Source organism: Methylibium rhizosphaerae (genome assembly GCF_006386545.1).
GTDB lineage: Bacteria > Pseudomonadota > Gammaproteobacteria > Burkholderiales > Burkholderiaceae_C > Pseudorivibacter > Pseudorivibacter rhizosphaerae.
The window spans coordinates 75,848-90,321 of the sequence record NZ_SWAR01000024.1 but is presented as its reverse complement, the minus strand read 5'-3'; the positions used below and the strand labels follow the sequence as shown (position 1 = coordinate 90,321).

The following is a 14,474-nucleotide window of genomic DNA, read 5'->3' as shown; positions in this document are numbered from 1 at the left end:
TTGCCGGGCAGGACCTGAGCCTGGTGGCCCAGGGCGACGTGCAGCTCACGGCCGCCCACACCTACAGCAGCGTGAGCGGCGAGACCACCAGCTGGTTCACCCACGCGGGCGGCCTGCAGGCCAGGGCGGCCAACGGGCCGCTGTCCTTGCGCGCCCACACCGACGCCCTGGAGCTGCTGGCCGACCAGGACATCCAAGTCACCAGTTCCAACGACGAGATCCGCATCCTGGCCTCCAGCGCCATCACGCTCACCGCCGGCCAGGCCCAGGTGAAGCTGGAGGGCGCCAACATCGACTTCGTGTGCCCGGGCAGCTTCACGGTGAAGGGGGCTACGCATGATTGGGGTGGGGGTGGGAGTGGAAGCGCGCAGTTGCCCACTTTGCCGGACAGCCGGGCCAAGGTGTTTCACGAGCAATTCCAGGCCGTCAACAGTGTGAGCGGACAACCTGTGGCGGACATGCCCTATCGCGTCGTCTTGGCGAACGGCGAACAGATCACCGGGCGAACGGACGAACAAGGCAAGACCATGACCATCGCGACCGCCGACCCGCAGGGACTCAAGCTTTACTGGGAACCCTCCGAACAGTCGGATGACGCGAGCGATGCGCCTGCGGCGGAGGGCTGCTGAATGGCCACGAGCGCAAAACCCGACGCAACCAGCCAAACGAAGCCCAACAACCCGGCGGGCGCAACGCAAGTGCCGGTCACCCCGAAGCGCAAGGTCACGTACGTCTTCAACGCAGCCTCCTCCAAGACCCTGAGCATTCCGTACGCCATCGCCGTCAACGGCAAGGCGCAGCCCGCGTTCGATGCGAAGCCCAAGCGGGTCCGCGGCCTGGGCGGAAAGGTCGTGGCCTTCGTCGACCAGGGCGAACGGGTCGGACTCTTTCTCAACAGCGATGCACACCCTTCGTACCGCAAGGAGCTGGTTTACGAAGTGACCGCCGGCGAGCGAGACATCGTCGTCACGATCACCGAGAAGGCCGGCAAGCTCAAGGATGCAGACACACCCGTCCGCAAGAAAGACAAGGACGAGAAGGCAGAAGCTGCAAAGCCCGCCGACGAGTACACGGCGCCTCTGACCGGCGACATCTGGATGAGGGTGTCGCACAAGTACACCGCCGCCGAAGCCAGTGCGCTGATGCCGCAAGACACGAGCGCGGAAGTAAAGGCCGCAGTCGAAAGCATCTACAACGGACTGAAGACCGCAACGCTGGTGCTGTCCATTCCGGCGCGCCCCGAGAAGGCCGCGATGACGCTCACGGTCAAGTTCGAGGACGCCAACAATCCGAAGGACAACATCACCAGCTATGCGCTGCTCACCGACGGGCTGACGCGCGTGCATCCCGCCGGCTACGTGGCCCTTTTCAACGCGGCCATCGAGAACGAGATCACCTCGCTGAACGTCACATCTTGCTGGCGCCCCATGCTCGGCTCCATCGCTCACCGCTCGGGGCTGGGACTTGACGTCAACTACGTGGGCAAGACAAGGATGAACCGCCAGGAGCTGCGCACAGCGCTCGAAGGCAAGAAGCCTTCCGGCAAGGGCAACGGCAACGACGCGGACAACGTCACCGACGCGGAGGTCACGGCGTTCAAGGAGTACGAAGACGCGATCGTGGCGAGGAAGAAGGCGGATGCGGAGTTCGCCGCTGCGACGAAGGCGGCAAAGCAACCAAAGCTAAGCCCGGCGGAGAAGGCGCTTGCCATCGAAAGATCGAAGGCCACGCGAGAAGCGGCAATTGCGGCAGCTGAAACAGAGTCGCAGAGGGAGGACAAATGGAACAGCACGCGAGATGCCTCCGAGCCCGCGACGGCGAGAGTGTTCCGAACATCTCTTCTCAAGTGCGTCTGCGTGCAGCAGCTGTTCGACCCGTGGCTCATGGATGACAACACGCACGACAAAGTTGCTCCGAAGGCCAACATGCAAAGAGGCATCAAGGAGTCCAACGAGCGGTTGCATGCACACCACTTGCACATCACAGTGAGTGAACCGGGAATCCTATGAAGGCAATAGCTCTGGCCGTCATATGTGGCCTCCTGTTGACGTCGATCTCCGCTTGCGCGCAACCGAAGCTGGATGTGCCTGAGGCCTCATCGCCATCGGCCGAGGGAGCAAGGGGGGGATCGCGTTCCCGATCGCACGCGTGGATCGATCGCCCCTGGGAGGCTCGCTACTTCCTCTTTGTGGATGCCTCAGACATGTGGAAAAGCCGTCAAGCCCGGGCGGCGAAGAACAATGCTGCGGAGGGCGCCAGCTACTTCTGGTGGTACGAGTTCTTCGACCCCGTCGCAATCGTTGCTGCCAAACCGTCCGAGTTCTTAGGCAGCCAGGACTTCGCCGTGGTGGCCATCGAGTTCGACAAACAGGGTTTTGTGACCACAAAGCATTCGCACAAGGGCCTCCTGCGCGGACGACTCAATGAGTCGCTCAACATCACCCTCTCTGCCGGCGAAGAACCGAACGCACGTCTCTATAAGCTGGGCAAATGGTTCACAGGGCTGGGGGATGTCAGCATCCACTGGGCGCCCGGGCTGTGCAGCGTCGGTCAACAGCCAGATGCAGCACAAGTGCGCAGCGACACGTACTTGTACGGACGCCTGTTCAAGGCCACCGAATTCAGCACCACGTTTGGCTGCCGCGAATGGGCCTACCAGCTCTACGACGATGAGCGGCCCTACATCGACGTGACGAGCTACGTGCCCAAAGGCAAGACCTTCGAGCACGGCAGCTACATCCGCGAGTTCATCGGCTGGGCGCGCTTTGGCGACAAGAAGCCGGTGATCGGCAAACACGAAGACGCTTGGTATTGCCTGTACGACTGCCCCGGTGGCGAAAGGCCCGGCAAGATTGCCGACATCCAGGCATGGGCCGTACGCAACGGCTGGGCAGCACCCAGGCCGCCCACAAAGGCGCCGGCTTTTCCCGATCCACCCGCCAAGCCAGGTACCTATCCGAAGTAGGCGCCGTCGCGGAATGATCATTCGCATGACCCCCAGCCGCATCGAGTTCGAACTCGATGGACTCTCATACACGGTGCAAGGAGAAGCCCTGAAACCCTGACCATGGTCTGGACTACGTCATCTACGCTGATGACGTTCGCCTGACGGACCCAGCGAGAAAGGGCGAGCCCATCAATCGCGACATCAGAGCAAGACTACTCGCCGGCATAAAGGATGAACTCGCAAAGAAGGGGACACGTTTCGAAGTCGATGGGGATGATCCGTCCGCCGGCCATTGACTTGGCAGCATCCCCAGCCAGCGTACCGGCTCGCCAACCCCGCCCCCGCGAAGGCTGTTGGTTCACGCCGGCCAAGGCCGGCAGCCGCCGCTTCTTCGTTGTCGGACAGCTGATGCCCGCCTTCACCACCGACTACGGCGCCACCATCTGGCAGTGGGACGAGCAGCAAGGCTGACCGCTTGCCTGCTCGTTCCGAGAATGACCGCAGCCGAAAGCCCCACCTCACAAGCCCTCGCACTCCTCGGCGCACCGCCGAACGAGCCGCCAAGGCATGCCATCTGCACGCCCGACGGCCGGTTTGTCGCGGTGCTTTCGAATGCGGCGCGAACCTACGTGGTGGACCTGCTGACCCGCCGCTATCTCGTCGAGCCTGGCCACAGCCCCCGCGGCTTCGAGACCCAGACCCTCGTGCTCGAAGGCGAAACCCGCTTCGATCCGTTCCCCACCCACTGCGAGCTTTACAGGATCGATCTGGTGTCCAACCGGGCGCAGTGGCTAGACTTCCCGGTCTCCGACTACGCTTGAGCGTTCCGCTCTTTCACGCGCGTCCATGATCGCCGGCACCCTACTGCCCTCTTCCGTCCTCAACGAGCTGCGCGCTCGCTACGCCGAGCCGCAGCGCCACTACCACACGCTCTCCCACATCGAGCACCTGCTGGCCCTGCTCGACGAATACCGCGCGATGCCGCGCGACCGGCGGCTCGTCGGGCTGGCCATCTGGTTCCATGACGCGATCTACGAGCCCAAGCGCACCGACAACGAAGCGCGCAGCGCCGAGCTGGCGCGGGGCGTGCTGAGTTCGCTGTGCGAGCCGGCCGCCACCATCGAGGCGGTGGAGCGGATGGTGCTCGCCACCGCCGGGCACCGCTGGACCGACGGGCAGGCCGACACCGCGTTCTTTCTCGACCTCGACCTGGCCATCCTCGGTGCCGAGCAACCCGCCTACGACCGCTACGTCGAGCAGGTGCGCGCCGAATATTCCTTCGTGCCGGGCTGGCTGTTTCGCTTCAAGCGCGGCCACCTGCTGCGGCAGTGGCTGGCGCGGCCGGCGCTCTATTTCACCGAGCTGCTGCGTGAACGTTTCGAGGCCGCGGCCCGCGCCAACATCGCGCGCGAGCTCCAGGCCCTCTAAGATCGCCGATCCTCAACCCCTGGCGGCCGCTTTTTCGCACCGCCGTGCAACCGGAGAAAACCATGGCAGAAGACCGCCGCACCGTTCAAGACATGCAGGAAGCCAAGTACCCGCGCCGCAAGCCGAGCGGCCAGCGCCGCAGCCAGGAGCGCGGCTCGCACACCCGCAGCAAGAAGAACCCGGGCAAGCGTCCGCACCAGGGCTAACGAAAGCCCTGCCCGCCCCGCGGCCTGCTCGCTCGCTCAGTGCCGCGTGGCCGAGGACGGGAACAGCCGCTGCGTCAGCGTGCGCTCGTCCAGGTGCACGAGGTCCTTGTCGAGCTCGTCGACCACCACGTCCTTCACCTCGGGCTGCAGCTGCTGGCGCAGGCGGCCCAGGAAGCGCGGCGCCGCCACGATGCGCAATTGCTCGTAGCGGTGCTTGCGGTGCGCGTCCACCAGGCGTTCAGCCACGCGGCGCGCAAACAGGTCGGCTTCCTTGTCGAGTTCGTCGGTGCGCGGCGGCGCGGTGCCGCTGCCCGGGCCCTGCTGGCCGCTCGGGCTGTGAAAGCGCCCCTGCGCATCGCGGCGCAAGTCCGCACGGTCGGCGTGCGCCGCGGCATCGGTGAGTTCTTCCACGTCGCGCAAGTCCTGACCGGCTTCGCGCAACTCCAGAAAACGGGCACGCCCCTCGTCGGCCACCACGACCCACATCGTCTGCATGGCAATCTCCTTGTCGGTCCCAGACCTTCCAGGAGCGGCAGATTCGGTGCCTGCCCCGGCCTCCGGCGGGCTATCGGAGCCGCTGGACGATGGTCGCGGTGGCCATGCCGTGGCCGATGCACATGACCTGCAGGCCGAACTCGCCGCCGGTGTGCGCCAGGCCCTGCAGCATCTTGGCCATGAGCCCGGCGCCGGTGGCGCCCAGCGGGTGGCCATGGGCGATGGCACCGCCCCAGGGGTTCACCCGGGCCATGTCGGGCTTGAATTCGCGTGCCCAGGCCAGCACCACGCTGGCGAAGGCCTCATTGATCTCCACCCAGTCGATGTCGCCGATCGCGAGGCCCGCACGCTGCAACGCCAGCGTGGTGGCCGGAATGACGCCCGACAGCTGCATCACCCGGTCGGAGCCGACCACCACGCGCGCAAGAAAACGGGCCTTCGGGCGGAAGCCGTCGGCGCGGGCGATGGTTTCGTCGGCCACCAGCACGGCGGCGGCGCCATCGGAGATCTGGCTCGCGTTGCCCGCCGTCACCACGCCTTGCCCCGGCGCACGCAGCGCGGGTTGCAGGGCGGCCATGCGGGCCTCGTCGATGGTGGCGCGCACGCCTTCGTCGAACCCCAGCGTCACAGCCTGGCCTTCGGCATCGACCCCCGGCGTGGGCAGCAGCTCGGCCTGCAGCCCGCGTGCCTCGAAGGCCCGGCGGTGGCTTTCCTTGGCATAGGCATCGAGCTCGCTGCGCGACAGGCCCCAGTGCTCGGCCAAACGTTCAGCACTTTCCACCTGGTGGACGAGCGGGTGCAGCGCCAGCAGCGCCGGGTTCAGCATGTCGAAGCCCTGGTAGTTGCCGCGGCCGAGCGTGAGGTCGGTGAACATCGGCACGCGGGTCATGTGCTCCACCCCGCAGCCCACCGCATAGCGCACGTCGCCGGCCGCCACCGCCTGCGCGGCAAAGTGCACCGCCTGCTGCGCCGAGCCGCACATGCGGTTGAGCGTGACGGCCGGCACCGCCACCGGCCAGCCGGCCAGCAGCACCGCCTGGCGGCCGATGTTGGCGCCCTGCTCGCCGGCCTGGCTCACGCAGCCGGCCACGACGTCCTCGACCTTGCGGGCTTCGAGCCCGGTACGCTGCAGCAGCCCGTTCAGGGTGTGGGCCAGCAGGGTGTCGGGCCGGGTGCCCGCATAGGCGCCATTGCGCCGCGCAAACGGCGTGCGCACCGCTTCGAGAATGACCATCTTGGGTAGTGACCTGTGATCAGTGACTGGTGATCAGGACCATACCGAGCCGGCATCACCCGCGCCACTGTGTCTTTCACGAGTCACCAGTCACTGGTCACCAGTCACCACCTCCTCAGAAGGTTCTTCCGCGGTCCGGGCCGCGCGGTGCGAGCGACGGCGCCCCCTGCGGCGGCACATGGTGCTCCAGCCGGTCTTCCAGCTCGCCGATGTAGGCCGACAGCGAATTGCCGGTCTCCTCCAGCGCCAGCCGCTGGCGCTGTTCGAGCTGCTCCATCCGCTGCAGCAGGCTGGCGCGCGACTCGGCAGAGGCCTGCACCACCCGCTGCAGCTCGCTGGTCATGAACTCGCGCAGCTCGGTGAAGCGCGAGGCCTCGGCCTTGTCGGCCAGCTCGCGCTGCGTCTGCAGCTCCTTGCCCAGCCGGCGGCTTTCGAGGAGGGCCACGCCTTGCAGGTACACCACCGAGGCCACATAGGCCATGCCCAGCAGCGCCACCAGCACGAGCATCACCAGCGCCGGCGAGGCCTGCACCGTGGTGAAGCCGAGCGACAGCGTGGTGGTGGTGGCGAAGGCCGGCCAGTTGAGCAGCGCGAACAGGCCGGTGAACAGCAGCAGCAACAGCACGGGGAGGACACGGATACGCATGGCGGTCTCCTTGGGGTCGGGGGGCTTGCTGCCGCTGCGGCAAACGCCGCGCCCGCGGGCAGGAGCGGTTCTTGCCCGCACGCCCTCCATGGACTGGACTGTCACGCTGTCGCCCTGGCTCAACCCCGTGATTGCCGCGCTGATCGGCGTGGTGGCCGCGCTCGTGGTGCACCGCATCGGCCGCGCGGTGCTGTACCGCGTGGTGCGCTTCTCCACCCTGTTCACCCAGGTGGTCCGCCACTGCGAGCGGCCGATGCAGCTGGTGCTGCCCCTGCTGGCATTGCAGGCGGTGTGGCAGGGCGCGCCTGACGACCTGCGCGGCATGGCCAGCGTGCGGCATGTGAACGGGCTGCTGCTGATCGCAGCGCTGGCATGGCTGGCCATCGGCGCGGTGCGCGGCGTGGCGGCCGGCATCATCGAGCTGCATCCGGCCGACGTGGCCGACAACCTGCAGGCCCGCCGCATCCACACACAGACGCGGGTGATCTCGCGCATCGTCAGCGGGGCGCTGCTGGTGGCGGGGCTCGCCTTCATGCTCATGACCTTCCCGGGCGCCCGGCAGCTGGGCGCCAGCCTGCTGGCATCGGCCGGCGTGGCCGGGCTGGTGGCCGGCATTGCGGCCAAGTCGGTCTTCAGCAACCTGATCGCGGGCCTGCAGATCGCCCTGTCGCAACCCTTGCGCATCGACGATGTGCTCATCGTCAAGGGCGAATGGGGCCGGGTCGAGGAGATCACCGGCAGCTACGTGGTGATGCGACTGTGGGACCAGCGCCGCCTGATCGTGCCGCTGCAGTGGTTCATCGAGAACCCGTTCGAGAACTGGACGCGCACCAGCGCCGAGCTGCTGGGCACGGTGATGCTGTGGGTCGACTACACGCTGCCGGTGGAGCCGCTGCGTGCCGAAGCGCAGCGGCTGTGCGAGGCGGCGCCGCAGTGGGACGGCCGCGCCTGCTCGGTGCAGGTGGTGGAAACCACCGAACGGGCGATGCAGCTGCGGGTGTTGGTGAGCGCCCGGTCGTCGGGCGACGCCTGGGACCTGCGGTGCCTGCTGCGCGAGAAGCTGATCGAGTTCATCGCCCGCGAACACCCGCAGGCCCTGCCGCGGGTGCGCACCGAGGGCGAAGGCACCGGCGACAAGACCGCGGCGGCGCCATCACCGGCCGAGTCGGCCTAGGCTCGCACCAGAACAGGAGGGCCCCATGACCGACACCGTCTCACGCCGCTTCACCCTCGCGGGCCTGGGCGGCCTGGCGCTGTGGCCGCTGCCGCGCCCGGCCGGGGCACAGGCGCCGGCAGCGCCGGCAGCCCGCCTGCAGTCCTGGCCGCTCAACACGCCCCGCCCCACCGGCATCCACGACGTGGCGCCGGCGCCCGACGGCGGCGTGTGGTTCACCGCGCAGCGCAGCGGCCAGCTCGGCTGGTTCGACCCGGCCACCGGCCGCTCCGAGCTGCTGACACTGGGGTCGCGGTCGTCACCGCATGGCGTGATCCAGGGCCCCGACAAGGCGGCCTGGATCACCGACAGCGGCCAGAACGCGATCGTGCGGGTGAGCTGGCCGCAGCGCGAACTGCGGCTGTATCCGCTGCCCGACGGCAGCCCTTACGCCAACCTCAACACCTGCGCCTTCGACGGCGACGGCAACTTGTGGTTCACCGGCCAGAGCGGCGTGATCGGCAAGGTCGCGGCCCGCACGGGCGAGGTGACGGTGCAGGACGCGCCGCGCGGCCGCGGGCCCTACGGCATCTGCACAACGCCCGCGGGCGACGTCTGGTGGTGCTCGCTGGCCGGCTCGTTCATCGCGCGCATCGACCGCGCCAGCGGCGAGTCGGCCATCGTCGAGCCGCCCACCCGCAGCCAGGGCGCCCGCCGGGTGTGGAGCGACAGCCGCGGCCGCATCTGGGTGAGCGAATGGAACAGCGGCAACGTGTCGGTGCACGACCCCGCGGCCGCCACGCCGGCGCAAAGCTGGCGCACCTGGCGCCTGCCGGGGCGGCGCCCGCGCACCTATGCCGTCTACGTGGACGAGCGCGACATGGTGTGGCTGAGCGACTTCGGCGGCAACGCGGTGCTGCGCTTCCACCCCGAGAGCGGCCGCTTCGACAGCTTCGTCTTCCCGCGCGAGGCGGCCAACGTACGGCAGATCCTCGGCCGGCCCGGCGAGGTGTGGCTGCCCGAGAGCGGCACCGAGCACATCTCGGTCATCCGCACGGTCGCCTGAGACGCCCGCAACTCCCTCGCGAATCTCATTGCCACGGCGGCACCGTGTCGCTATGTTGAAGTCACGCGCCGCGCGACCGCCGGCGCTGCCCACCCATCCATCGATTGCAACGAGGAAGGACACCGTCATGAGCCATCTGCCCGGCAAGTTCATCTGGTTCGAGCACACCTCGAACGACATCGCCCGCGCGCGCGCGTTCTACGAGCCGCTGTTCGACTGGCATGCCGAGGCCATGCCGATGGGCGGCCAGACGTATCACATGATCCATTCGAGCGCCAACAACGGCATCGGCGGCTTCGTCACCGCCGAGCCCGGCGAAAAGAGCCGCTGGGTTTCGTACGTGAGCGTGGCCGACGTGGACGCGAGCCACGCCGCCGCACTGCGTGCCGGCGCGAAGTCGCAGCAGGCCCCCACTGACTACCCGCCAGTGGGGCGCGGCGCCGCCATCGTGGACCCGACCGGCGCGCCGATCTCCCTGTGGAAGAGCAACGAGGGCGACCGCGCCGACGTGCAGCAGGTGCCCGACGGCGAGTGGTGCTGGAACGAGCTGTGGACCCCCGACACCCGGACCGCGCTGGCGTTCTACGAGAAGGTGTTCGGCTACCTGCACGAAACCATGGACATGGGCGAGCAGGGCCCGTATTACGTCCTCAAGACCGCCGATGGCCAGTCGCGCGGCGGCCTGTGCACCTCGGCCCAGCCCAGCGCACCGCCGATGTGGCTGCCCTATGTGAGCGTGGCCGACTGCGACGCCACCGCCGCCCAGGCGAAGAAGCTCGGCGCCCAGGCGGTGCTGGTGCCGCCCACCGACATCCCGGACATCGGCCGCTTCGCCATCCTTGCCGACCCGCTGGGCGCGGCGGTGGCGGTGATCAAGACGGTGCCGATGCGGGGGTGAGGGGGCTGGCTGCAATCTGCCCGAGGCGCCACAGGAGGATCTCGATGCGCTCGCCCTGCGATTCATCCGGCATCACCAGGCCGGGCAGCGCATCCCGGAAGGCGCCCGAATCGAGCAGCGCGCCGCACTGCTGCGTCAGGTAGGCACGCATCTCTTGCGGCGCCTGCGCAATCTCGCCAGCCAGCTCGGGCCGGCCGTCGAGCACATTGATGATGTCCTCCAGATCGTGGCTGCCGAGAAAGTCGCCGCGGCCACGATCCAGAAAAGCCTCGAACTTTGTTGCCACGAAAGCCGGCGCCGCGATAAGTCGAATGACTGCACCTCCGGGAAGCTGGTACGGCTGTGCGGTCTGGACCACCAGCGGATACCACCGGTTGGCAAAACCGAGCACCCGGGCGTCGGTGGGCATGAGGTCAACCTCCAGCTCACCGTAGAGCCAACGACAGATCGGCGCGTCGCGCGCCATGTCCCGCTTGAATCCGAGCTCGGAGAACTCCGCCTCCAGCCGGTGGTAGCCGGCGAGCGCCACCACCTCGGCCAGGAGATCCACGTCGTAGGTCACACGGGCCGGCGCCGCGGCGGCGTCCGTGAGCAGCAGACCAGCGGCACATCCACCGACAAACACCAGCCGCTCGCACAGTGGCCCGAGGGCACGGGCCACCAGCTGCACCTTCGCGAGATTGGGGTCGTGCGTCCAGTTCATTCGAAATAGGGCTCGATGAGTTGCAAGGCCGCCTCGCGCTCCCTTGCCTGCCCCGCACGAACGGCATCGAACAACGACAACAGGGCATGAAGCTTCTCGTCTCTGAGCGCCGCTCCTGGCACCGCCGGATACAACGGCGCGAGGCTCAGGCCCCGCACTGTGCCCTTGGCATAGGGCCATACGGGCGGCGGATCGCCGGAAGGCGCGATCCGGGTGTTCAGCGGCGCGGCCGCGTAGCCGGTGGGCACGCCTCGCGCCAACGGCCCCCACACCGGGGCAAAAGCGTACTTGGCGCCATGAATCAGGAATTCCCGCAGAGGCGCCTTCAGAACCACGGGCCGGCGCTCCTGCAGCGACACCAGGCGAGCAGCAACCGCCCGCTTGAGTGAGGCATGTACGGCGGATACCGCCATGCCGGTTTGATCGGCCAGGCCTTGGTAGTTGTGAGAGCCGCTGCCCCTGCTCAGCAATGCAAGCAAGACGTACAGGTCCTGCGGTTTCAAAGCCGACTGTCGGTTGCTCAGAGCGGGCATTTCTCTTTTCCAGAAATGAGAATGGAGCCCCATTATGCCTAGCTGACGCGCGGCCATTCTCATTTCACGAATGGCGAATGAAGCATCCGCGAGCAACGCGATGCGAGGTCGCATCGCTGAGCCAGCCTTGTTCCAACAGGGCAAACCACAACGTGGTGGAATCCACCGTCCGACCCTCCTGCCGCGAAGGAAGCCGCCATGCTCGACGCCATCGAACGCGAAACCGCTGCCCACCCCACTGCCAGCGTCATCGTGCTGCACGGCCTGGGCGCCGATGGCAGCGACTTCCTGCCGATTGCCGACGAGCTCGACCTCACGGCCGCGGGCCCGGTGCGCTATGTCTTCCCGCATGCGCCGGTGCGGCCGATCACCCTCAACGGCGGCTACAAGATGCGCGCCTGGTACGACATCCTGAACGACGACCTCGTGCGACGCGAAGACGAAGCCGGGCTGCGCGCTTCGATCCCGCTGGTGCAGCAGTTCATCGACCGTGAACGCGAGCGCGGTGTCGCGCCCGAACGCATCGTGCTGGCCGGGTTCTCGCAGGGTTGCGCGATGACCTTGCTCACCGGCCTGCGCTACCCCGAACGGCTGGCCGGGCTGGTGGGCCTGTCGGGCTACCTGCCGCTGGCGGCCAGCACCGCGGCCGAGCGCAGCCAGGCCAACCTGTCCACGCCCATCTTCCTGGCCCATGGCCGGGCCGACCCGGTGGTGCACTTCCAGCGGGCGCTCACCTCGCGCGATGCGCTTCGCGAGCTCGGCTACAGCGTCGAATGGCATGAGTACGACATGCCGCATTCGGTCTGCGCGCCCGAGATCGCCGACCTCAACCGCTGGCTGCTGAAGGCTCTCGCCTAGACACGCCGGGCGTACCAGCGCACCCGCGCCTGCTGCTCCAGCTGCTGCCGCGCCGCCTCGCGCGGCAGCCAGCGTTCATGGCTCGCGGCGGCACGCGACAGGAAGTCCAGCATGCCCACGTGCCGGCGCAGCACCCGCTGCTGCCGGTGCTCGATCAGCGGGTTGAAGATGCCGTGGCGCGAGAACAGCTGCCGCGGGTTCTTCTTCACCCACAGCCACGATCCCATCTCCAGCGTGAGCGGCAGGAACACCCGGCCGGGCTGCGCCACCGCCCGCAGGTACAGGTAGTCCCACAGGTCGCCATGCGCCAGGTACTGGCGGCTCTGCGGCTCGAACACATAGCGGTGGTGGGTGTGGGTCGCATCGAGGATCTCGTTGAGCGCGAACATCTCGGCCAGGTGGGCGATCGGCCGGGCGGTGTGCGCATAGGGAAACCAGATGCGGTCGTGCACGCCGAAGCCCGAGTGGCAGTCGAGCGCCACTGAAAACGGCCGCGCCAGCAGCTCGTCCTCGACCACCCGGCACAGCGCGGCGCTTTCGGCTTCCATCGGCGCGTCCTGTGCGCCCCGGTACCACGGCAGCCCGGCCGACAGCCGCTGGCCGCCGATGAGAAACGGCACCCGTTCGGCCGAACTCACCGGCGCATTGCGCATCAGGTCCACCCCCTGCGGATTGGCACGGGTGCCGCGCCACAGTCCGCCCGGGTTGACCAGCGGCATGAACACCAGCCGCATGCCTTCGAGCTGGCGATGCAGCAGGCTGTCCCATTGCAGGCGCTTCACCAGGCTGCGCAGGTAGGCGATCACCACTTCGGCGCCGATGCGTTCGAGCCCATGCACGCCGCCGAAGAAGCCGGCGGCCGGCACGTCGGGCGACGGGTTGCCCAGCGCGATGGCATGCACCGGGAAGCGGTGACCGCCTACCGCGACCTCGCACACGACACGCGCGTCGAGCGCGCTGCCGCCTTCATGGATGAGGCGTTGCAGCTCGGCCAGCTCGGGCAGCACAACGGGGGGAATCGTCACGGGCCGGCAGGGTAACCCGGCTTCGTGACACAGAAGCGTCACACAAGCGCCTTACGGTGGCCGGCCATGAACACCCAGCCGATCCGCCGCTTCATCACCCACCCCGCACTCGCGCTGGGAAGCACCGTGTTGTGGGGCATGGTCGAGTGGTGGGCGCTGAGCCGGGCGCGCTGGTCGCAGCGCCGCACCCGGCTGCACTGAAGCGAACGCAGCCGCCTAGCACGGCGGCGCTTACCCCTGCCGCACACGGCCACGGGCCCCGTCACTACGATGGCCCGCCATGACGACCCCTTCGAAACTCCCGCTTTCCGTCCTCGACCTCGTGCCGGTGGGCTCGGGCACCAGCGCGGCCGCCGCGGTGCGCCGCTCGGTGGAGCTGGCGCAGCTGGCCGAACGCCTGGGCTTCGTGCGGCTGTGGTTCGCCGAGCACCACAGCATGCCGGCGGTGGCCAGCGCCGCTCCCGAGGTGCTGATCGCGCACGTAGCGGCCCACACCCGGCGGCTGAATGTCGGCTCCGGCGGCGTGATGCTGCCCAACCACCCGCCGCTGCGGGTGGCCGAAGCCTTCCGCACCCTCGAAGCCCTGCACCCCGGCCGCATCGACCTGGGCCTGGGCCGCGCACCCGGCTCAGACGTGCATGCCACCCGCGCCTTGCGCGCCGCCAACGGCGAATACTTTCCGCAGCTGCTGTCGGAGCTGCTCGGCTGGTCGGGGCCGCATGAAGCGCCTTCGTCCGCGCCCGAACTCATCGCGATGCCGGCCGATGCCGCGCTGCCGCCGGTGTGGATCCTCGGCTCCAGCGGCGCCAGCGCCCGCATGGCCGGCCAGGCCGGTTTCGGCTATTCGTTCGCCAGCCATTTCAGCCCCACGCCGGCCGCGCCGGCCTTCGACGCCTACCGCGAAGCCTTCGTGCCGTCGGCCCGGTTCGCCAAGCCGCACGCCATCCTGGGCGTGTCGGTGTGCTGCGCGCCCACGGCCGAGGAGGCCGAACACCTGGCCAGCGCGATGGACCTGGCCTGGGTGCGCATCCGCAGCGGCGTGTTCGAGCCGCTGCCCAGCCCCGAGGAAGCGCGCGGCCGCGAATACAGCCCGGCCGAGCAGGCGCTGATCCGGCAGTTCCGCCGGCTGGTGATCGTCGGCACGCCGGCCCAGGTGCGCGAGCAGATCGAGGCGAAGGCGCAGGAATGCAGCGCCGACGAGGTGATGATCGTCACCAACATGCACAGCCACGCGGCGCGGCTGCGGTCGTACGAGCTGGTGGCAAAGGCCTTTGCCTGACTG

At 68.2% G+C, this 14,474-nt stretch carries 19 protein-coding genes; 13 read left to right on the top strand and 6 right to left on the bottom strand.

The genetic code is table 11. The features are described 5' to 3' along the window. From E8D38_RS17630 to E8D38_RS28345, 7 genes are all read left to right on the top strand, one after another. A partial coding sequence (locus E8D38_RS17630) for a DUF2345 domain-containing protein (RefSeq protein ID WP_140633891.1) occupies positions 1-629 on the top strand: 629 nt, incomplete at its 5' end. Further along, on the top strand, positions 630-2,009 hold the full coding sequence (locus tag E8D38_RS17625) for a hypothetical protein (RefSeq protein ID WP_140633890.1): 1,380 nt from the start codon (positions 630-632) through the stop codon (positions 2,007-2,009). Between the two features lie 194 nt (positions 2,010-2,203). Further along, positions 2,204-2,965: a hypothetical protein gene (locus E8D38_RS17620; RefSeq protein ID WP_140633889.1), complete on the top strand. Its 762-nt coding sequence runs from the start codon at positions 2,204-2,206 to the stop codon at positions 2,963-2,965. 279 nt (positions 2,966-3,244) lie between these two features. Continuing rightward, on the top strand, positions 3,245-3,418 hold the full coding sequence (locus E8D38_RS28350) for a hypothetical protein (protein WP_181179205.1): 174 nt from the start codon (positions 3,245-3,247) through the stop codon (positions 3,416-3,418). A 23-nt stretch (positions 3,419-3,441) separates the two neighbouring features. Next, positions 3,442-3,768, top strand: a complete 327-nt coding sequence (locus tag E8D38_RS17615) for a hypothetical protein (RefSeq protein ID WP_140633888.1) — start codon at positions 3,442-3,444, stop codon at positions 3,766-3,768. A gap of 25 nt (positions 3,769-3,793) precedes the next feature. Continuing rightward, positions 3,794-4,375 (top strand): HD domain-containing protein, encoded by a 582-nt coding sequence (locus E8D38_RS17610; protein ID WP_140633887.1) that lies wholly within the window; start codon positions 3,794-3,796, stop codon positions 4,373-4,375. 62 nt (positions 4,376-4,437) lie between these two features. After that, a complete protein-coding gene (locus E8D38_RS28345; RefSeq protein ID WP_181179203.1) occupies positions 4,438-4,581 on the top strand; it encodes a hypothetical protein in 144 nt (47 codons plus the stop codon). A gap of 36 nt (positions 4,582-4,617) precedes the next feature. Here E8D38_RS28345 and E8D38_RS17605 read toward each other — a convergent pair whose 3' ends face one another. From E8D38_RS17605 to E8D38_RS17595, 3 genes are all read right to left on the bottom strand, one after another. Next, a complete protein-coding gene (locus tag E8D38_RS17605) occupies positions 4,618-5,076 on the bottom strand; it encodes a host attachment protein (RefSeq protein WP_140633886.1) in 459 nt (152 codons plus the stop codon). A 70-nt stretch (positions 5,077-5,146) separates the two neighbouring features. Beyond that, positions 5,147-6,310, bottom strand: a complete 1,164-nt coding sequence (locus tag E8D38_RS17600; protein WP_140633884.1) for a thiolase family protein — start codon at positions 6,308-6,310, stop codon at positions 5,147-5,149. Between the two features lie 115 nt (positions 6,311-6,425). Further along, positions 6,426-6,956, bottom strand: a complete 531-nt coding sequence (locus E8D38_RS17595; protein WP_181179201.1) for a LapA family protein — start codon at positions 6,954-6,956, stop codon at positions 6,426-6,428. Between the two features lie 88 nt (positions 6,957-7,044). Between E8D38_RS17595 and E8D38_RS17590 the strand changes: the two genes are divergently transcribed. The 3 genes from E8D38_RS17590 to E8D38_RS17580 all read left to right on the top strand — a co-directional run bounded on the left by E8D38_RS17590 (position 7,045) and on the right by E8D38_RS17580 (position 10,073). Further along, positions 7,045-8,130: a mechanosensitive ion channel family protein gene (locus E8D38_RS17590; RefSeq protein WP_140633882.1), complete on the top strand. Its 1,086-nt coding sequence runs from the start codon at positions 7,045-7,047 to the stop codon at positions 8,128-8,130. Between the two features lie 25 nt (positions 8,131-8,155). Continuing rightward, positions 8,156-9,175 (top strand): Vgb family protein, encoded by a 1,020-nt coding sequence (locus E8D38_RS17585; RefSeq protein WP_140633878.1) that lies wholly within the window; start codon positions 8,156-8,158, stop codon positions 9,173-9,175. A gap of 127 nt (positions 9,176-9,302) precedes the next feature. Then, complete coding sequence (locus E8D38_RS17580) at positions 9,303-10,073, top strand: VOC family protein (RefSeq protein ID WP_140633875.1); 771 nt, start codon at positions 9,303-9,305, stop codon at positions 10,071-10,073. On the opposite strand, the gene E8D38_RS17575 is transcribed toward E8D38_RS17580, so the two are convergent. Continuing rightward, positions 10,048-10,776 (bottom strand): hypothetical protein, encoded by a 729-nt coding sequence (locus tag E8D38_RS17575; RefSeq protein WP_140633872.1) that lies wholly within the window; start codon positions 10,774-10,776, stop codon positions 10,048-10,050. The genes E8D38_RS17580 and E8D38_RS17575 overlap by 26 nt on opposite strands. Further along, entirely contained in the window at positions 10,773-11,423 is a 651-nt protein-coding gene (locus tag E8D38_RS17570) for a hypothetical protein (RefSeq protein ID WP_219851780.1), read from the bottom strand. The genes E8D38_RS17575 and E8D38_RS17570 overlap by 4 nt, the downstream gene beginning before the upstream one ends. Positions 11,424-11,507: 84 nt before the next feature. Between E8D38_RS17570 and E8D38_RS17565 the strand changes: the two genes are divergently transcribed. Then, on the top strand, positions 11,508-12,167 hold the full coding sequence (locus tag E8D38_RS17565; protein ID WP_140633869.1) for an alpha/beta hydrolase: 660 nt from the start codon (positions 11,508-11,510) through the stop codon (positions 12,165-12,167). Here the strand turns inward: E8D38_RS17565 and E8D38_RS17560 are convergent. Further along, positions 12,164-13,186 (bottom strand): M14 family zinc carboxypeptidase, encoded by a 1,023-nt coding sequence (locus E8D38_RS17560; RefSeq protein WP_140633897.1) that lies wholly within the window; start codon positions 13,184-13,186, stop codon positions 12,164-12,166. The two genes, E8D38_RS17565 and E8D38_RS17560, sit on opposite strands and share 4 nt — an antisense overlap. 72 nt (positions 13,187-13,258) lie before the next feature. Between E8D38_RS17560 and E8D38_RS29345 the strand changes: the two genes are divergently transcribed. Beyond that, positions 13,259-13,393, top strand: coding sequence for a hypothetical protein (locus E8D38_RS29345; protein WP_281286135.1), 135 nt, complete (start codon positions 13,259-13,261; stop codon positions 13,391-13,393). A 79-nt stretch (positions 13,394-13,472) separates the two neighbouring features. Beyond that, positions 13,473-14,471, top strand: a complete 999-nt coding sequence (locus tag E8D38_RS17555) for an LLM class flavin-dependent oxidoreductase (protein ID WP_140633866.1) — start codon at positions 13,473-13,475, stop codon at positions 14,469-14,471. Positions 14,472-14,474: the final 3 nt, after the last annotated feature.